A 16,076-nucleotide genomic window follows, 5' to 3' on the forward strand; every position below is an offset into this window, starting at 1 on the left:
GACGTGCGGTCCGCCGGTGTCGGAGCCCACGCGACTTCCTGGCCCCGTACACGTACGGCGAACATCAGCTGGAGCCCTGAAGATGCCTGGCCCCACCTGCGGTGCCCCGTCGCGCATCACGTCGGGGCTGACGTGCTCCTACTGCCGTTCGGGAGGAAACGGTAAACACGCCCCGTTCCCCCGCCGCCCGTCGTGACCTCACGGCCGGGCGGTCCGTCTGCGTCTTGGCGGCTCTTTGTTCTCGACCTGAAGAAGAGTAACCCGCGCTGCCGAGGATTTCTAGCCGATTCAGCAGAGATTTTCTGGCTGGCCGTCATCAGGGTCGCCGGCCTGCCAGGGGGCCACCAGCAAAGTTGGCGGGTGGCATTCGCGGCGTCACCGGCGAGCAGGCGGTCGCAGCGCTGGCCGTATGCGCCGGCAGTGTACCAGGCCGTAGGCGGTAGCGCTGTGGTTTGAAAGTCCTGCCGACGGCCATGTGGCGGTGACTGGCGGAGCGACCGCCGAACATGTCATCGACACATCGTCGCTGTGGCGGGGAAGGCCAGGTTTTGAAGCTCGGATGCTGTTCACGGCCGAGCGACCCGTGGCTCACGGTCGTGCGCCGTCGCCACGCTGAGGCTCCGCCGACAGCCGGCACCATGGCGGTGGCAGTGAGCCCGGCGCGCGTTCACTGGAGAAAGCGTTCATGATCGTCACTCCGCTCACCGTCGACAGGATTCCCGACGTGGAGAAACTGCTGGCGCTGGGTGAGCCGTACATCAGGCTGCGGGGTTCGTCGGATTACTGGCTGTACACCAAGCTGTCCGCCAACACCTGCCCCCTCGCCATCATGGAAGGGCTGGTCGTCGGCTGTGTGATCGCCTTCCGAAGCCAGGTGCCCCTGGTTGCATCCTCAGGTCTGCGAACCGTCTTCCGGATCATGGTTTGGTCCGCAGGAGGATGCCATGCGGTCAGGTGAGAGCACCAGGGATCGGGCACCTGGCTATTCGCCGATGGCGCGCGGTTGCAGGGGCTGGGTGGCGGGGCCGTGGATGACGCTGCCGTCGGGGTGGAACCGGGAGCCGTGGCACGGGCAGTCCCAGGTGCGTTCGACCTCGTTGAACCCGACGGTGCAGCCGAGGTGGGTGCAGGTGGCGGATACGGCGTGCGACTTGCCGTCGTCGTCGCGGTAGACGGCGCAGCGTTCGCCGTCGAGGCGTATGACCTGCCCGTGGCCGCGTGGTAGGTCCGCCAACGCCGCCGCGGGACGCGTGTGGAGCCGGTCGCCGATGAAGTGCTTGGCGACCTCGAGGTTGGCCTTTACGAACGAGACGCTCTCCACGGTCGGGTGGATGCGGCGCGGGTCGTACAGCTCGGCCCAGGGCAGCCGCTCCCCGGCAATCATGGCGGCGAGCAGCCGACCGGCCATGACGCCGTTGCTCATGCCCCAGCCGCCGAAGCCGGTGGCGACCCAGACGTGGTCAGTGCCGGCGTGGAACCGCCCCACGTAGGGCAGCCGGTCGGTGGTGTCGTTGTCCTGCGCCGCCCAGAAGTGGCTGATGGCCTCGACACCGAAGCGCCGCCGAGTCCAGTCGGCCAGCCGGTCGAGGTGCTCGCGGGTGTCGACGCTGCCGGGGCGGAAGTGCTCGCCGGTGACGATCAGGAGTCGCTGTCCCCGGCCGTAGGGGGCGGTGCGTACCGAGCGGGTGTTGTCCTCGGTGGTCAGGTACATGCCGGCGGGATCGCGGTGGTCGGCGATGACGGCGGCGACGACGAGCTCACGGCGGGGGGTCAGCCGGGAGAAGAGCAGCGCGCGGTCGAAGATCGGGTAATGGGTGGCGACCACCACGTGGCGGGCGGTCACGGTGGGGCCGGCCTCGGTGCCCAGCCGGCACGGCTCGCCCTCGTCGAGGTCGGTCACCCGCGTTTGTTCGAAGATGCGGCCGCCGCGGCGGATGAGGTCATCGGCGAGGGCGAGCAGGTAGCGGCGGGGATGGAACTGGGCCTGGTCGTCAACACGGACGGCGCCGGCGACGAGGAACGGCAGCCCGGTCTCGGTGGTGAACCGCGCCGGCAGGCCGGCCCGCTGCGCGGCGGCGGCCTCGGCGTGGATCTGTTCCACCTGGTCGGTGGACTCGGTGTAGGTGTAGGCGGCCAGCCGCTCCAGCTCGCAGTCGATGTCCAGCGCCGCGGCCGCGCGGGCGACGTGCTCCACCGCGTCCTGCTGCGACGCGGCGTACAGCCGGGCCGCGTCGGCGCCGAACGACGAGGTCAGGTGGTCGTAGATCAGCGAGTGCTGGGCGGTGAGTTTCGCGGTGGTGTGACCGGTCACGTCGGCGGCGACCCGACCCGCCTCCAGGACCGCCACCGACCGGCCAGTCTGCGTCAGCTCCCAGGCAGTGGACAGCCCGGCGATGCCGGCACCGACCACCGCTACCTCGACCTCGACGTCCGCGGCCAGTGCCGGGTACGAGGTGGGCGGCGTCGAGGTCATCCAGTAGGAACTAGCTGCGTCCGGAAGCAGAGCCATGACTGGCCCCTACCCAGCTCGGGCTCGCCCTACACGGGTCCCGCACTCTGCTGGCCGGTGGGTCCTCTACGGATCAGAAGGTTAGGGGTTCGAATCCCTTCGGGCGCGCAAGATCATGAGGGCCTGACCTGCGGAAACGCGGGTCAGGCCCTTTCTGTTGTCTGACCGCTGTGGACGGTGGGTGTCACGTGGGTGCGATGTGGGTGCCGCCGTCCGGACGGGCTGTCCGCCACGGTTCGGCCGGCTGACCTGCGCCTTCGTCGCCGGCAGGGGAGCGGCCGGGGTGGGGGCACCTGTTTTCGGCCGGGGGTCGGGTCGGTTCTTGCGGGCCCTGTTCTTGATCTTCTTGCGGGTGCGGCGGGCCGCGGTGAGGACCAGGTGGGCGGTGGCGTCGGCGCAGCGCCGCTGCACCTCTGGCAGGACGCTGGTGTAGGTGTCGGCGGTGGTGACGTTGCTGGAGTGCCCGAGCAGGTCCTGCAGGGTCTTCAGGTCCGCGCCGGCTTCGTGCGCGAGGGACGCGGCGCCGTGACGCAGGTCGTGCAGCCGCACCGGGGGCAGTCCGGCCCGCTGCACGAGTTTCCGGAAGCGGGTCGTGGCGTAGTTGGGGTTGATCGGCAAGCCGTCGGCGCGCGCGAACACGTACCCGGTGTCGGTCCACGGCTTGCGGTTCTCGGCGGCGTGAGCGCGGCGGTCGAGTTGGCGGCGGCGGTGCGCATGCAGCACCTGGATGGTGCGTTTGTCGAGGGCGATGGCGCGGCGTCCGGCGGGTGTCTTGGGGTCGCCTTCCACAATTCGGTAGCCGGCGGTGGTGCGGTTACGTTCGACGGTGAGCACGCCTCGGTCGAGGTCGATGTCGGCCCACCGCAGCCCGCACATCTCCCCGCGGCGCAGGCCGCGTAGCGCGGTGACCCACCAGAAGGCGAACAGCGAGTCGTCGGTGACAGCGCCGAGGAACTCCGCGAGGTGGTCGGCGGTCCAGACGGCGACGGGCGGCCGTTCGCCGCTGGTCTTCCAGTGTTCGACGCGGGCGTCGGTCCAGACCTTGGCATGGGGTTGTTGGTAGCCGTTGACCTCGATGTGTCGGGCGGGGTTGCAGTCCAGTAGGCCTTCGCGGACGGCGAGGTTGAGCGCGGCGCGCAGGGTGGTGCGTAGGTGCTGCATCGCCGACGCGGACTGCGGTCGGCCCTTGCTGTTGATCGTGGTGGCGATCTGCGCGAAGACGGTGCGCAGGAGGCGGGCGTCGAGGTCGGCGAGGCGGTAGCGGCCGAGGTGGGGGATGAGGACGTTGTCGACGTCGCGGGTGTAGTGGAACCGGGTGGTGGGGCGGATCTTGGTGCGGCTGTCGAGCCAGTGCCGTAGCCACCGCTCGACGGTCCAGCCGTGGGCGGTGCGGTCGGCTTCGGAAGGCGGCCCAGCCGCAGTTGACCGGCGCGTGACTGTGAGACAGGCGATGGTGGGCCAACTCGGGCTTCATCCGTTGGCCCGGAACACGCCTTGCCATCCCTGGGCCCGGTGACGGGCTGGGGTTCGGCATCTCCGCCTCGCACGCCCGACCCGCACCGGCGCCCTCATCGGCACTGTGCCGACCAGCGACGTAGCGGCCCGCCTGAACGCGAGGGCGGCAAAGAAAACGAAAACCAATACCGTTAATCTATGGGCCAACCCCTCGATGAAGGAGGCCTCGTGGCCGTACCGAAGCGGAAGATGTCGCGGTCGAACACTCGGCACCGACGGGCGCAGTGGAAGGCGAGCGTGCCGCAGCTGACGCCGTGCCCGTGTCCGCGCAAGGAAATGGTGGTGCCGCACCGGGCGTGCGCGCACTGCGGGTTGTACAAGGGGCGTCAGGTGGTGGATCAGCCGTGACGGGGCGGCTGCCGGTGACGGTGCTGTCCGGATTCCTCGGCGCGGGCAAGACCAGCCTGCTCAACCATGTGCTGGCCAACCGGGACGGGCTGCGCGTGGCAGTGATCGTCAACGACATGAGCGAGGTCAACATCGACGCCGCGCTGGTGCGCGACGGCGGGGCGTTGTCGCGGACCGAGGAGCGGCTGGTCGAGCTGACCAACGGCTGCATCTGCTGCACCCTCCGCGACGACCTGCTCGATGAGGTGGCCCGGCTGGCCCGGCAGGGCCGCTTCGACTACCTGCTGATCGAGTCCAGTGGCATCTCCGAGCCGATGCCGGTGGCCGCGACGTTCGCCTTTGGTGTGGAGGACGGGCAGGTCCTCGACGACCTGGCCCGGCTGGACACCACGGTCACGGTGGTCGACGCGGCGGGCCTGCGGAGCATGATCGAAGCGGGGGAGAGCCTGGAGGCACGGGGGTTGGCCGCGTATGAGGGCGACGATCGCGGCATCGCCGACCTGCTGGTGGACCAGATCGAGTTCGCCGACGTGCTGGTGGTCAACAAGACCGACCTGATCGACGCGGAGGATCTGGCCGTGGTCGAGGCGCTGCTGACCCGGCTGAACCCGGCAGCTCGTCAGGTCCGCGCCGTGCACGGGCGGGTGCCGCCGGCGGAGATCCTGCACACCGGCCGCTTCGACCTGGAGCGGGCGGAGACCGCGCCCGGCTGGGTCGCCGAACTCAACGGTGGACACGCGCCGGAGACCGAGGAGTACGGGATCTCCAGCGTCGTGTTCCGCGACCACCGGCCGTTCCATCCGCGGCGCCTATGGGACCTGCTCGCCGGCGGCCTGGACGCCTACGGTGTGGTGCGCTCGAAGGGCTTCCTGTGGCTGGCCGGCCGCCCGGACGTCCAGGCCCTCTGGTCGCAGGCCGGCCCGTCCGGCCGGTGCGACCCGGTCGGCGTGCCGGTGGTGGTGTCGGGGGAGTGGCCGCAGGATCCCGACGAGCGGGCCGAGCTGGAGTCCCGCTGGCATCCGGTCTTCGGTGACCGCCAGCAGGAACTCGTCCTCATCGGCGTCGACCTGGATGGCGACGGCCTGCGGACGGCCCTGGCGGCCTGTCTGCTCACCGACACCGAGATCGCCGTGGGGGAGGACGCCTGGCGGGCGCTGCCCGACCCGTTCCCCGCATGGGACCTCAGTGACCTGCACGACCACGAGCACGCCGACCCGGTCGCGGTCTGACGATGGCGACGACCTTGGTATCGCAGGACGTCGCCCGGTGGCGGCGCGACTGGGAGACCATGATGCGCCACTACCAGCCCGGCCGCGACGATCTCCTCGCTGCCGGCCTCGCCGCCGCCGAGCAGGTCCTGGGGCACGCACCGGAGCGGGTGCTCGACGTTGGGGGCGGCCCGGGTACCACCGCCGAAGCGGTGCTGCGGCGCTGGCCCGGCGCGCGCGTCGCCGTGCTGGACGTCGACCCGGCCCTGCTGGCCCTGGTCGATGCCGCCCTGCCGCAGGTGCGTACCGTGCGAGCCGACATCGCCTCGGTAGGGTGGCTTCCGCCGGCCGGTGGCCCGTACGACCTGGTGCTGGCCCTGATGACGCTGCACTACCTCCCTGAACAGCGGGTGCGCGACTGGTACGCCGAGGCCCGGCACCTGCTCAGGCCGGGCGGGTTGCTCCTCGTCGGTGATGCCATGCCGGACGCCGCGATCTGCGCGCAGCGACAGAACAGCGGGACCGACCCGTGGACCGAGTGGTGGACCGCGCTGGCCGAGGAACCCTCGACGAGATCGCTACTGAGCGAGCGGACGGCCGCGATCAGCGGCCTGAGCTGCGCGGAGTTCGTCGCGCCGGCCGACTGGCACCGTGAGACGGCCCGGCGCGCCGGATTCTCCGAGGCGACGGTGCTCTACCGGCGGGCCGGCCATGCCCTGATGGCGTTCCGCCGATGAGCACCCCGCCGCCGCGCAGCGCTAGCGTGACCATCGCCTACTGCGACGGTCACCGCTGCCGCGCACTACGCCATCGCAGCCACCTGAACACGCCCGACGGTAAGCCGGAGGACCTCACCGACGTCCTGCGGCAGGCGATCCGAGCCACCCACGGTGGCGTCCTGATCCGGGCAGAGTGCCTCGGCGCCTGCCACCGCGCACCCGCCCTGCTCCTGCTCACCGGCACCCAGCCGGCCGGGCGACGTGGAACGCTGATCGGCCCCGTAGAGCAACGACAGCACATGGATGCGGTTGTCGACCTCATCCGAAAGGCGGACCGGCCCGAGCCCTGAGTGGATTCCATCGACGTGGTCCCTAGCCGGGTTGGCGGTTTTCCCGCGGCCCGAACCCGAGCGGGGGACCTTGGGCGTATGGGCGGCTGTTGCGACCTGGGGGTCAGCTGGCGATCAGCACCTTCGCCGCCGAGGCCCCGCCTTCGCCGCCATGCACGCCCTCGCCGCGCATCTGCCGGCACACCGGCCACGACCGGCGTCCGCGGTCCATCCGTTCGCCGATGGTGCTATCGCCGCGACCGTGACGGCAGCCGGTCTCACCGTCACCGCGATCACGGAGCGCCGGGTCCGCGACGTGGACCACTGGATGGAGTGGATGTGGTCGCCCGGCGGGCGCGCATTGTCGGGGCACATACCGGCCGATCGTCTCGACGCTGTCACCACCGGCGCCGCCCGCGTGCTTGAGTCTGCCCACGAGGTTGGCGGCGGTCTGGCCCTGACCACCGCGATGAGGGTCACCGTCGCGGCGCTGGGGCCCGGTGCCACACATCGGGAAGAACCGTCATAGCGATCGCGTGCAACGATCGCCCGGCCGCGGGTAGCCGGACCGCACCGCGGTGCCTCGTGCGGACCGCGGGCGGCGACGCAAGACGTGCGACCACCCAACGCATAATGGTCCTGTCGCCGGTGAACGGTGAGTTCGAAGACGGTTGACAGGCTACGGCCGCCACTGCAGGAGGACGCGATCACGGTGACTCAGGCCATGCCCAACGCGACCCGCAACACCCGCCAACGAGCTGAGGTGCTGGCCCTACTGCGCGAGGTCGAGGGGTTCCATTCGGCGCAGCACCTGCATCAGATGCTGCTGTCCCGGAAGGCGCGGGTCGGCCTCACCACCGTGTACCGGACGTTGCAGTTGCTGGTCGACGCCGGCGAGATCGACTCCACTCGGCTGCCCGGCGGCGAACAGTTGTTCCGCCGGTGCAGCCAGAGCAAACATCACCACCATCTGGTCTGCCGCGACTGCGGACGCACGGTGGAGGTTGCCGGGCCCGCCGTGGAGCGGTGGGCCGACCAGGTGGCCGCCCAGCACGGCTTCACCGACGTCGGCCACACCCTGGAGATCTTCGGCATCTGCGCGGAGTGCTCCCGCTGATCTCTGCCGGGCGGGAGCAGCCGATCCGCCCTGCCTCGACCCGATTCGCGACCGCGCTACGGGCTCAGCCGTGAGCCGGTACCGGACGCCGTGCCGCGGGTCCCATGACGAAGTGGGGGTCGATCTGGGCGGTCAGGTCCGTTCCGGCCCGCTCGTTGGCCCACGCGTGCGCGTTGCGGCGGTGGAACTCGTGGGCGTGGCGGGTGAACGTCTCCCAGTCCTGCGTTGTGGCGTCGACGGCGTCGGCCAGTTGCGTCAGCACCGCCCGGTTGGCGGGCTCCAGGTCGTGAAGGGGGCCGACGATCCCGCGTTCGGCGCGGCGTGCGTACGCTGACCGGCTGACCCAGGTGAGCAGGTCCGCTCCGACGTGCTCGCGGAGGAAGTCCACGTCGGCGGTGTCCTCGACCTTGTTGCCGACCACCGACAGGGCGACGCCGTAGTCGCGGGCGTGTCCGGCGTACTGCCGGTAGACGCCGACGCTGCGAACCGTCGGTTCGCACACGAGGATGGTGCGGTCGAAGCGGGTGAACAGGCCGGAGGCGAAGGAGTCCGCGCCGGCGGTCATGTCCACCACCACGTACTCGGCCGGGCCGTCGGCCATGTGGTTGAGCAGCAGTTCCACCGCGCCGACCTTGGAGTGGTAGCAGGCCACGCCCAGGTCCTCCTCGCGGAACGCTCCGGTGACGGCCAGCCGCACCCCGCCCACCTCGCGGACGCACCGGTCGTACACCGGGTTGTCCTCGGTGACGCGCAGCAGCCGTGAGCCGGCACCGGGTGGCGTGGTCTTGACCATCTCGGCCGCCGAGGCGATGCGCGGGTTGTCGCCGCGCAGGTACTCCTTGATCGCAGGTAGGGCGTCACCGAGCGCCGGCAGCTGCGCCGCGGTCTCCGCGCTCGCGCCGAGTGCGACCGCGAGGTGCTGGTTGATGTCGGCGTCGATGGCCAGCACCGGTCGGCCGCTGGTGGCGAGGTGGCGAGTGAACAGGGCCGCCAGCGTGGTCTTGCCGCTGCCACCCTTGCCGACGAACGCGATCTTCATCGAGGCTGCTCCATGATGATGTGAGTGAAAACCATTTCCACTCAAGACACTGTAGCGGCCCCTCCTGCCAGGGCTGTTCGACTTGCCGAGAGTGGGCCGTGGCCATCGTGGCTTCGGCCGCGTGTCGCGGTCGGACCCCGGTTGGAGCTGCGCCACCGCGCCCATGTTCAGTTGCTGGCGCAGGTCGCGCAGATGCCTCTGAGGTCGAGTCGGTCGGGGTGCGGGATGAAGCCGGTGTGCTGGTGCAGCTCGTTGAGCCAGCTCGACACGATCTCGGGCGGGCACTCGACCACCGCTTCGCACCGGGTGCAGATCAGGTGCTGGTGTGGTGCCGTGCCGCAGTGGCGGTAGGCGCGTTGGCCGTCGAGGTCGAAGGTGTGCAGCAGTCCGGCGTCGGCGAGGCTGTGCAGCGCGCGGTAGACGGTGGTCAGGCCGATATGCCGCACGGTGCTGGTGAGTTCGGCGTGTACCTGCTGGGCGGTGAGCGGTCGGGAACGTCCGGTCAGCAGCGTTAGGAAGGCGCGGCGCTGGGCGGTGGGCGTCAGACCGACGACCCGCAACTGCGCGTCCGGTACGAGTGGGGCGGGCATGGCGGGTCAGGGGCGTACGCCGAGGTGAACGCTGCGGGCGGAGAGTCGGAACAGGTCGTCGCGGTGGCCCAGCCACCGTTCGTCGGCCGGGTTGAGGAGGCGGTCCCAGGCGTCGAGGTCGGCGGCGGTGAGCAGACCGGTGGGCCGCAGTCGGCCGACGCGTTCAGCGAGGGTTTTCAGGACGGCCCGCCGGGTGCTGTCGGGCAGCGGTGGTGGCTGCTCGTCGAGGGCGGTGCGGGTGGTCACCGGTGACAGGCCGGCGCGGCGTAGCGCCTCGATCCATCCGTAGGGCATCCGCCAGCTGTCGGGAAGCTCTGTCCGCATCTGGGCGAACCAGCGGTCCTGGGCGGCGTGCAGCCGGATCTCCAGACGGGTTCGCCCAGGCCGACGTCCCAGGGCAGGTGATGTTCCGGTAGGCCGCCCTCGGCGAGAGCCAGCCGCCCGCCGGGGGCGAGCAGGCCTGTGAGGGCGGTGACCGCCGCCTGCTGGTCGCCGACGTGGTGCACCGCGGCCGATGCCCAGACCAGGTCGGCCGGAGCGCCGAGCGTCTCCCGTAGGGCGTCCGTCTCGGCGGGGATGTCGGCGCGCAGTGGCTCGACGCGTACGCGTGGGTCCGACCATTCGGCGCGGATGTGCTCGCGGGCGGCGTCGAGGACGGCCGGGTGCGCGTCCACCGCGACGATCCGGCCGCAGGTCATTACGCGGGCGATGGCGAGGGCCATTCCGGCGGAGCCGCAGCCGACGTCGCCCGCGAGCCGGTCGCCGGGGGCGACCAGCTCGCGGGCGACCGTCAGGTACCAGGCCCGGTCCCGCCGGGCGGCGTCGACCAGCTGCGGCGCCAGTGCCGTCCAGTCGACCGGCGCGTCGGTGCTCATCCGCCCTGGGGTCCGCGGCGGGCGTACTTCCGGCGAAACTTCTCGACCCGGCCGGCGGTGTCGAGCAGGCGCTGCTTGCCGGTCCAGAAGGGGTGGCTGGCCGAGGAGATCTGCACGTCAATGACGGGGTAGGTGTTGCCGTCGGTCCACTCGATGCTCTGGTCGCTGGTGGCGGTGGAGCGGGTGAGGAAGGCGAAGTCGGCGCCCTTGTCGCGGTAGACGACGGGGCGGTACGCGGGGTGGATGCCGGGCTTCATGCGGATTGCGCTCCTTCGGTGTCGGTGTCGGTGTCGGTGTCGGCCAGCTCCTCCGCCCCGAGGGGGAAGCAGCCGGCGAACGGGTCGTGGTAGGTGCGCCAGGTCTCCTCGCCGTCGGCGAGTTCGCCGTCGGTGAGCAGACAGCCGGCGAGGGTGCGGTGCAGCTCGACGGGGTCGAGGTCGAGGCCGATGAAGACCAGGTGCTGGTGCCGGTCTCCGTAGTAGGGGTCCCAGTCGAGGGCGGCGGCGAGGCGGCGTTGGTCCTCGACGTGTTCCCAGCGGTCCTCGGGCAGGCTGACCAGCCAGTGCCCGAGGGAGCCCATGGCCAGGCCGCCGCCGGCGAACTCCCAGGCCACCACGGTGTCGGGTTGGCTGGCCAGCCAGAGGTGGCCCCGGGAGCGGATGACCTCGGCGTTGACCTCTTCGAGGACGTTGTGCAGGCGCTGCGGGTGAAACGGCCGCCGGGCACGGAAGACGGCGGAGACGACTCCGCAGTCCGGCTCGGGTTCGTGCGCGCCGAGGGTGTAGCCCTGCAGACCACGGGCGAGCATCCCCGGGGTCTCCGGCCGGTGCCGGTGGGTGTGGCGCAGCTGGCGGGTCAGCGTGCCGGCGTCGACGAGGTCGCCGTCGACCCGCAGGTGGGTCGCCCAGGGTGCCATCCGCTGTAGCAGGACAGCCATCCGCCCGGTGTCGAACTCCCCCTCCCGGGACTGTCCCCAGAGCACCAGGGTGTCGGCGTACTCGATCTGGCGGACCACGACGTCGGCGAGGCTGCGGTGGTCGTCCTCGGCGGCCTGGATGCCCAGCGTCGTGAGGTCGTCGGTGCTGGCGAGGCCGTCGAGCAGGTGTTCGGCGTCGAGGACGGTGACGTAGGAGTCGACGCGGAGGAGGTCGGTGATCGGTGCGCCGTCGACGAGGCAGTGGGCGCAGGCGGCGGCGACCGCCTCGGGTTCGACCACCTCGGGCAGCACCAGCACCAGGTCCCGGCCGGGGTGGCTACGGGTGAGCCGGACGAGAGTGGGCAGCACGTCCTCCCGCAGCGTGCACGAGACGCAGCCGTGCCGCAACGCGACCTGTTCGTCTTCGACGATGCCGGCGCCGGAGCGGACGACCCTGCGGACGACGCCGTCGCGGATCCCGGTGAGGTCGTGCCGCACCAGCAGCAGCGACTCGTCGGCGGCGAGCAGCGCGCGGGCGACGGCGAAGGTCGCCGCCGGCCAGAACCCCGCCAGCACGGTCAGCGACGGGCGGGTATCGGCGTCGGCGGTCACGGCATGGGTGGGGGCCTGTGGTGACGACGACATCAGGTTCCTCTCGACTTACTTGAAAACGATTGTCATTCTAAGCGCATGCGAGCTCTCGAAGCGAACAGGGATGTGTCGGTGGGCGCGGCCGAGGCGCGACAGGCCGACGAGGTCCTCACCGTCACGGTCCACCTGAGGCTCGGCCCCGGCGCTCGCGAGCAGGACGCCGACCGCCTCGCTGCTCTGCTCGCGTTGCTCGGTGGCGACCCATGGCCGGCGTCGCCCTCGGCGCGCGACACGAACGCGCACCTGCGGATCCATCCGCAGGCGCGAGCGGTCTACCGCGGCGGCACCGAGGTCGTACTGACCCGTCGGGAGTACGACCTGCTGTGGTGCCTGGTTGAGCATCCGCGCCAGGTCTTCACCCGGATGCAGTTGCTCGACAGGGTTTGGGGGCAGCCCTACACGAGCCCCCGCAGCGTCGACGTCCACGTAAGGCGGCTGCGCGCCAAGATCGGCGTCGATCTGCCCGTGGTGACGACGCTGCGTGGCGTGGGCTACCGCCTGGGCGTCGACTGCGCCGTCGAGATCGTCGACGACCCCGGCAGGGGACTGGCCGATCAGCTGATGCAACACTGAAAACCATTTTCGTTACCGTTGTCGAGTTGAGTGAGGAGTTATCACTGTGTCCAGACGTTGTGACGTCACCGGCGCGAAGCCGAGCTTCGGCAACGCCGTGTCCCACTCCCACCGGCGCACCCGCCGCCGGTGGAACCCCAACCTTCAGAACCACCGTTACTGGCTGCCGTCGGAGCGGCGGTGGGTCAGCCTCACCCTGACCGCCAAGGCGCTGAAGACCGTGGACCGCAAGGGCATCGAGAAGGTCGTCGCCGGACTGCGCGCCCGGGGAGTGAAGCTCTGATGGCCCGCCAGACCGACGTGCGTCCGATCGTGCGGCTGCGCAGCACCGCCGGCACCGGCTACACGTACGTCACCCGCAAGAACCGCCGCAAGGACCCGGACCGGCTCGTCCTGCGCAAGTACGACCCGATCGTGCGTCGGCACGTCGAGTTCCGCGAGGCCCGCTGATGGCGAAGAAGAGCCTGGTCAACCGGCAGGCCCACCGCGAGGAACTGGTCGCTCGGCACGCCGAGGCGCGAGCCGAGCTGAAGCGCGTGGTCGTCCACCCGGACACCGACCCGGACGTACGCGCCGAAGCCGTCCGCCGGCTCAGCCGGCTGCCGCGCGATTCGAGCCCGGTGCGGCTGCGGTCGCGCGACCAGGTCGACGGCCGCCCGCGCGGTGTGCTGACCCGGTTCGGGTTGTCCCGGGTGCGGTTCCGCGAGCTGGCCCTGCGCGGCGAGATGCCCGGGGTGCGCAAGGCGTCGTGGTGACGTCACCACATGTACCACCGCGCGCAGGCGTGCGCGGTGTGAAAGGGGAGGTATGAATTCGACGGTGAGGGCTCGCGGCTTCGCGGCCCTGGTCGCCGGGGCGGTAGTGGTCGCCGGCACGGTGCTGGCACCCACGGCTGCGTCGGCGGCGGAGAAGGTGGTGCTGTCCAAGGGGCACACCGATGCGGTCGATGTGCGCTACGAGGGGGGTGCGCTGTCGCTGAAGGTCAACGACGACACGGTCAGCCCTGCGGTCAAGCGCGACCCGGCGGACGTGACGTTCCAGGTCCTGCCAGAGGCGGCCATGGCCGTTCCGGACGATCCCCGCTTCGCCTTCCTCGGACCGGCCGGCAGCCAGACCTGGCTGCTGCCGATGACCCAGGACCCGGATCTGCTCTGGCCAGGCTGGAACACCACGACGCTCGACTCCGGGGTGTTCGAGGGAAACAAGGTACGGCTGAGCCTGGTCGACGTCCAGGGCCCGGGCAACGTCACGCTGTTCACCCAGGACTCGTTCGGCGGTCCGATCATCAAGTTCCGCGGTGACGACGGGCTGCCCGACGCGATCGACGTGCCGGTGAAGACCCACGCGCACTCCAACTGGGCTTTCAGCGCGCTGGGCAGCTACACGCTCAAGTTCCAGGCCGACGCGACCCTGACCAACGGCACCACGGTCAGCACCGGGCCGGTCGACTACTCGTTCGTCGTCGGCGAGCTGCCCGGCGGCGGGCCGCAGGTCAGCCTGTCGGTCAGCGGCATGGCCGACGAGTACCAGCCCAACGACACCGTCACGCTCACCGCGGTGCAGACCCCGCAGACGGAGCTGGACCACTACCACTGGTTCAGCAAGTGCCCCGGCGCGGCCGACTGGACCGTCATCCCGGGTGAGGCGGGCGCCAGCTACTCCTTCACCGCGACCCGGGAGCTGAACGCCTGCGAGTACGTGGCCAAGCTCTACGACAACGACCACGCGGTCGCCGCGACCAGCGAACCGGTGACCCTCTGGGTGGCGTTCCCGCCGCAGGAGCCGGGCACCTCGCAGACGATCACCGCGTCGATCGACGAGACGCAGGGCTCACTGGTGATCAGCGTCAACCCGGACGACCGGGCCGTGGTGCTGCCGCCCGCGCAGCTCAACACCGCCGGCGATCGGTGGGAGAGCAACGGTGAGCTGCGGCCGGTCACGGTGACCGACACCCGCGCCGGTCAGCCGGGCTGGAGCGCCTCCGGGCAGATCCCGGCCGACTTCACCGGCCCGGGCGGCACCACGTTCAGCGCCGGATACCTCGGCTGGACCCCCCAGGTCCTGACCCAGGGCGCCGGGCAGGGCGTGGTCGCCGGCCCGGAGGTGGCACCGTACGTGGTCGGCAGCGGCGGCGGCCTCGGCACCAGCGCGGTGCTCGGTTCCGCGCCGAGCGGCGCCGGGCGGGGTACCGCACAGCTGGGTGCGGGGCTGCGGCTGAGCCTGCCCACCGAGACGGCCGCGGGGACCTACACCGCGACCCTCACCCTCACCGCGATCTGACCGCCGGAACCCGTCCGGTGGCCCGGCACTGAGCCGGCCGCCGGACGGTCGCGGGGTGGGCGGGCCGTTGCCGCGACCCACCCACCCCGCCTCACCTCTCGCACCTCCAGGAACGGAAACCGTCTCCCACATGCGCCTGCTCGCCGCCATCGCCACCGGCATCATCCTGCTCGGCGCGGCCCCGGCGCCGCCCCCACCGGCGCCGCCCGCATCGTCGGCTCCGTCCGCCGTGACCTGGGGGGTGGCGCCGTCGAGCGCGAAGGGCCCGAACGGTCGCCCGGCGTTCACCTACAAGCTCGACCCCGGTGCCACCCTGACCGACTACGTCGCGGTCACCAACCACTCGGCGCGCCCGCTCACCCTGAACCTCTACGCCAGCGACGCGTTCACCACCGCACAGGGTGGCTTCGACCTCCTGGCCGGTGGCCAGCAGCCCACCGACGTCGGCGCCTGGGTCCGCCTCACCCAACGCAGCGTGACCATCCCGTCGACGTCCCGCCTGAACGTCCCGTTCACCCTCACCGTTCCGAACAACGCCACACCGGGGGACCACGCCGGAGGGATCGTCGCCTCACTCGCCACCACGACAGCGGACGCCCAGGGCAACCAGGTCGCCGTCGACCACCGCGTCGGCGCGCGCATCTACCTACGGGTGACCGGTGAGCTACAACCCGCGCTGACCGTCGAGAACCTCCGGGTACGGCACACCGGCTCGCACAACCCCCTGGCCGGTGGCACGCTCACCGCCACCTTCACCGTCCACAACACCGGCAACGTCCGGCTCACCGGCCGACCCACGCTCGGCGCGGCCGGCCCCTTCGGCCTCGGCCGGCGATCCGGGGACCCGGCGGCCCTTCCGGAGATCCTGCCCGGCGGTGAACTGACCACCACCGTACGCATGACGGGTGTGCCGCCGCTGTTCCGGCTCATCGCGAGCGCCGCCGTCACGCCCGCCGCCGTCGGTGACCAGGTCCTCGACCCGCCGCCGCAGGGCGACACGGCACAGGTCACCGTCTGGGCGGTGCCCTGGCCGCAGCTGGCCCTACTGGCCCTGCTCGCCCTCGCAGTCTGGGCGCTGGTCGCCGCCCGCCGGCGGCGGGCCCGGCAGGTCGCGCGGGCGGTGGCCGCTGCTCGCGAGGAGGGCCGCACCGAGGCCAGCCAAAAGACCGAACGGATGTCGGACGGCCAGGATGCCGCGGTCCCGGCTGCGGTCGGCGCCGGGCCCCGAGCCGGTGGCGACGGGGGAGCGGCGCCCGACCGTTCGACACCAGACGCCGATCGTTCCGAACGGAGCCGCGAAGACTCACGGCCGGACATCGACCACACGGGGAAGGACGAGCAGTGACACGGTCAGGCCGTACCGCAGGCACCGCACCGGCCCCCTCGACCACGCCGCAGGGCACCGCC

21 protein-coding genes are annotated in these 16,076 nt (G+C 71.2%); 13 read left to right on the forward strand and 8 right to left on the reverse strand.

The window, feature by feature from the left end:
* Positions 1–685 precede the first annotated feature (685 nt).
* Positions 686–958: a hypothetical protein gene (locus ACTMS0_RS28470; protein WP_441158358.1), complete on the forward strand. Its 273-nt coding sequence runs from the start codon at positions 686–688 to the stop codon at positions 956–958.
* A 24-nt stretch (positions 959–982) separates the two neighbouring features.
* On the opposite strand, the gene ACTMS0_RS28475 is transcribed toward ACTMS0_RS28470, so the two are convergent.
* Both ACTMS0_RS28475 and ACTMS0_RS28480 read right to left on the reverse strand, forming a co-directional pair.
* Positions 983–2,509 carry an FAD-dependent oxidoreductase gene (locus tag ACTMS0_RS28475; protein ID WP_441158359.1) on the reverse strand — a complete coding sequence of 509 codons (1,527 nt, stop codon included), beginning with the start codon at positions 2,507–2,509 and terminating at the stop codon, positions 983–985.
* 81 nt (positions 2,510–2,590) lie between these two features.
* Entirely contained in the window at positions 2,591–3,670 is a 1,080-nt protein-coding gene (locus ACTMS0_RS28480; RefSeq protein WP_441158360.1) for a site-specific integrase, read from the reverse strand.
* A 522-nt stretch (positions 3,671–4,192) separates the two neighbouring features.
* On the opposite strand from ACTMS0_RS28480, the gene rpmF reads away from it, so the two are divergent.
* The 6 genes from rpmF to ACTMS0_RS28510 all read left to right on the forward strand — a co-directional run bounded on the left by rpmF (position 4,193) and on the right by ACTMS0_RS28510 (position 7,745).
* A complete protein-coding gene (gene rpmF, locus ACTMS0_RS28485) occupies positions 4,193–4,372 on the forward strand; it encodes a 50S ribosomal protein L32 (protein ID WP_132340382.1) in 180 nt (59 codons plus the stop codon).
* The gene (locus ACTMS0_RS28490; protein ID WP_441158361.1) at positions 4,369–5,601 is read left to right on the forward strand and encodes a GTP-binding protein; all 1,233 of its coding nucleotides are present in this window, start codon (positions 4,369–4,371) and stop codon (positions 5,599–5,601) included. The genes rpmF and ACTMS0_RS28490 overlap by 4 nt, the downstream gene beginning before the upstream one ends.
* Before the next feature lie 2 nt (positions 5,602–5,603).
* Positions 5,604–6,317 carry a class I SAM-dependent methyltransferase gene (locus tag ACTMS0_RS28495; RefSeq protein WP_441158362.1) on the forward strand — a complete coding sequence of 238 codons (714 nt, stop codon included), beginning with the start codon at positions 5,604–5,606 and terminating at the stop codon, positions 6,315–6,317.
* Positions 6,314–6,649, forward strand: a complete 336-nt coding sequence (locus tag ACTMS0_RS28500; protein ID WP_441158363.1) for a (2Fe-2S) ferredoxin domain-containing protein — start codon at positions 6,314–6,316, stop codon at positions 6,647–6,649. The genes ACTMS0_RS28495 and ACTMS0_RS28500 overlap by 4 nt, the downstream gene beginning before the upstream one ends.
* A gap of 151 nt (positions 6,650–6,800) precedes the next feature.
* A complete protein-coding gene (locus tag ACTMS0_RS28505; protein ID WP_441158364.1) occupies positions 6,801–7,157 on the forward strand; it encodes a hypothetical protein in 357 nt (118 codons plus the stop codon).
* Between the two features lie 195 nt (positions 7,158–7,352).
* A complete protein-coding gene (locus ACTMS0_RS28510; protein ID WP_441158365.1) occupies positions 7,353–7,745 on the forward strand; it encodes a Fur family transcriptional regulator in 393 nt (130 codons plus the stop codon).
* Positions 7,746–7,809: 64 nt separating this feature from the next.
* Here ACTMS0_RS28510 and ACTMS0_RS28515 read toward each other — a convergent pair whose 3' ends face one another.
* The 6 genes from ACTMS0_RS28515 to ACTMS0_RS28540 form a co-directional block, all read right to left on the reverse strand.
* A complete protein-coding gene (locus ACTMS0_RS28515) occupies positions 7,810–8,784 on the reverse strand; it encodes a nucleotide-binding protein (protein ID WP_441158366.1) in 975 nt (324 codons plus the stop codon).
* A gap of 167 nt (positions 8,785–8,951) precedes the next feature.
* The gene (locus tag ACTMS0_RS28520) at positions 8,952–9,374 is read right to left on the reverse strand and encodes a Fur family transcriptional regulator (RefSeq protein ID WP_441158367.1); all 423 of its coding nucleotides are present in this window, start codon (positions 9,372–9,374) and stop codon (positions 8,952–8,954) included.
* Between the two features lie 6 nt (positions 9,375–9,380).
* Entirely contained in the window at positions 9,381–9,620 is a 240-nt protein-coding gene (locus ACTMS0_RS28525; protein ID WP_441158368.1) for a hypothetical protein, read from the reverse strand.
* Positions 9,617–10,249 carry a class I SAM-dependent methyltransferase gene (locus ACTMS0_RS28530; protein WP_441158369.1) on the reverse strand — a complete coding sequence of 211 codons (633 nt, stop codon included), beginning with the start codon at positions 10,247–10,249 and terminating at the stop codon, positions 9,617–9,619. Before ACTMS0_RS28530 ends, ACTMS0_RS28525 begins: the two co-directional genes overlap by 4 nt.
* Positions 10,246–10,506 (reverse strand): type B 50S ribosomal protein L31, encoded by a 261-nt coding sequence (locus tag ACTMS0_RS28535; RefSeq protein WP_441158370.1) that lies wholly within the window; start codon positions 10,504–10,506, stop codon positions 10,246–10,248. The genes ACTMS0_RS28530 and ACTMS0_RS28535 overlap by 4 nt, the downstream gene beginning before the upstream one ends.
* The gene (locus tag ACTMS0_RS28540) at positions 10,503–11,810 is read right to left on the reverse strand and encodes a CobW family GTP-binding protein (RefSeq protein WP_441158371.1); all 1,308 of its coding nucleotides are present in this window, start codon (positions 11,808–11,810) and stop codon (positions 10,503–10,505) included. Before ACTMS0_RS28540 ends, ACTMS0_RS28535 begins: the two co-directional genes overlap by 4 nt.
* Positions 11,811–11,855: 45 nt before the next feature.
* Here ACTMS0_RS28540 and ACTMS0_RS28545 point away from each other — a divergent pair, with 45 nt between their 5' ends.
* From ACTMS0_RS28545 to ACTMS0_RS28570, 6 genes are all read left to right on the forward strand, one after another.
* Entirely contained in the window at positions 11,856–12,389 is a 534-nt protein-coding gene (locus ACTMS0_RS28545) for a winged helix-turn-helix domain-containing protein (protein WP_441158372.1), read from the forward strand.
* Between the two features lie 46 nt (positions 12,390–12,435).
* Positions 12,436–12,672 carry a 50S ribosomal protein L28 gene (gene rpmB / locus ACTMS0_RS28550; protein WP_441158373.1) on the forward strand — a complete coding sequence of 79 codons (237 nt, stop codon included), beginning with the start codon at positions 12,436–12,438 and terminating at the stop codon, positions 12,670–12,672.
* Positions 12,672–12,839, forward strand: coding sequence for a 50S ribosomal protein L33 (gene rpmG / locus ACTMS0_RS28555; protein WP_441158374.1), 168 nt, complete (start codon positions 12,672–12,674; stop codon positions 12,837–12,839). The genes rpmB and rpmG overlap by 1 nt, the downstream gene beginning before the upstream one ends.
* Positions 12,839–13,144, forward strand: a complete 306-nt coding sequence (rpsN, locus tag ACTMS0_RS28560; RefSeq protein WP_441158375.1) for a 30S ribosomal protein S14 — start codon at positions 12,839–12,841, stop codon at positions 13,142–13,144. The genes rpmG and rpsN overlap by 1 nt, the downstream gene beginning before the upstream one ends.
* Positions 13,145–13,196: 52 nt before the next feature.
* Complete coding sequence (locus ACTMS0_RS28565; protein WP_441158376.1) at positions 13,197–14,669, forward strand: choice-of-anchor M domain-containing protein; 1,473 nt, start codon at positions 13,197–13,199, stop codon at positions 14,667–14,669.
* 130 nt (positions 14,670–14,799) lie between these two features.
* A complete protein-coding gene (locus ACTMS0_RS28570) occupies positions 14,800–16,014 on the forward strand; it encodes a WxL protein peptidoglycan domain-containing protein (protein WP_441158377.1) in 1,215 nt (404 codons plus the stop codon).
* Positions 16,015–16,076 lie beyond the last annotated feature (62 nt).

This window comes from Micromonospora sp. H33 (genome assembly GCF_052068455.1).
GTDB lineage: Bacteria > Actinomycetota > Actinomycetes > Mycobacteriales > Micromonosporaceae > Micromonospora.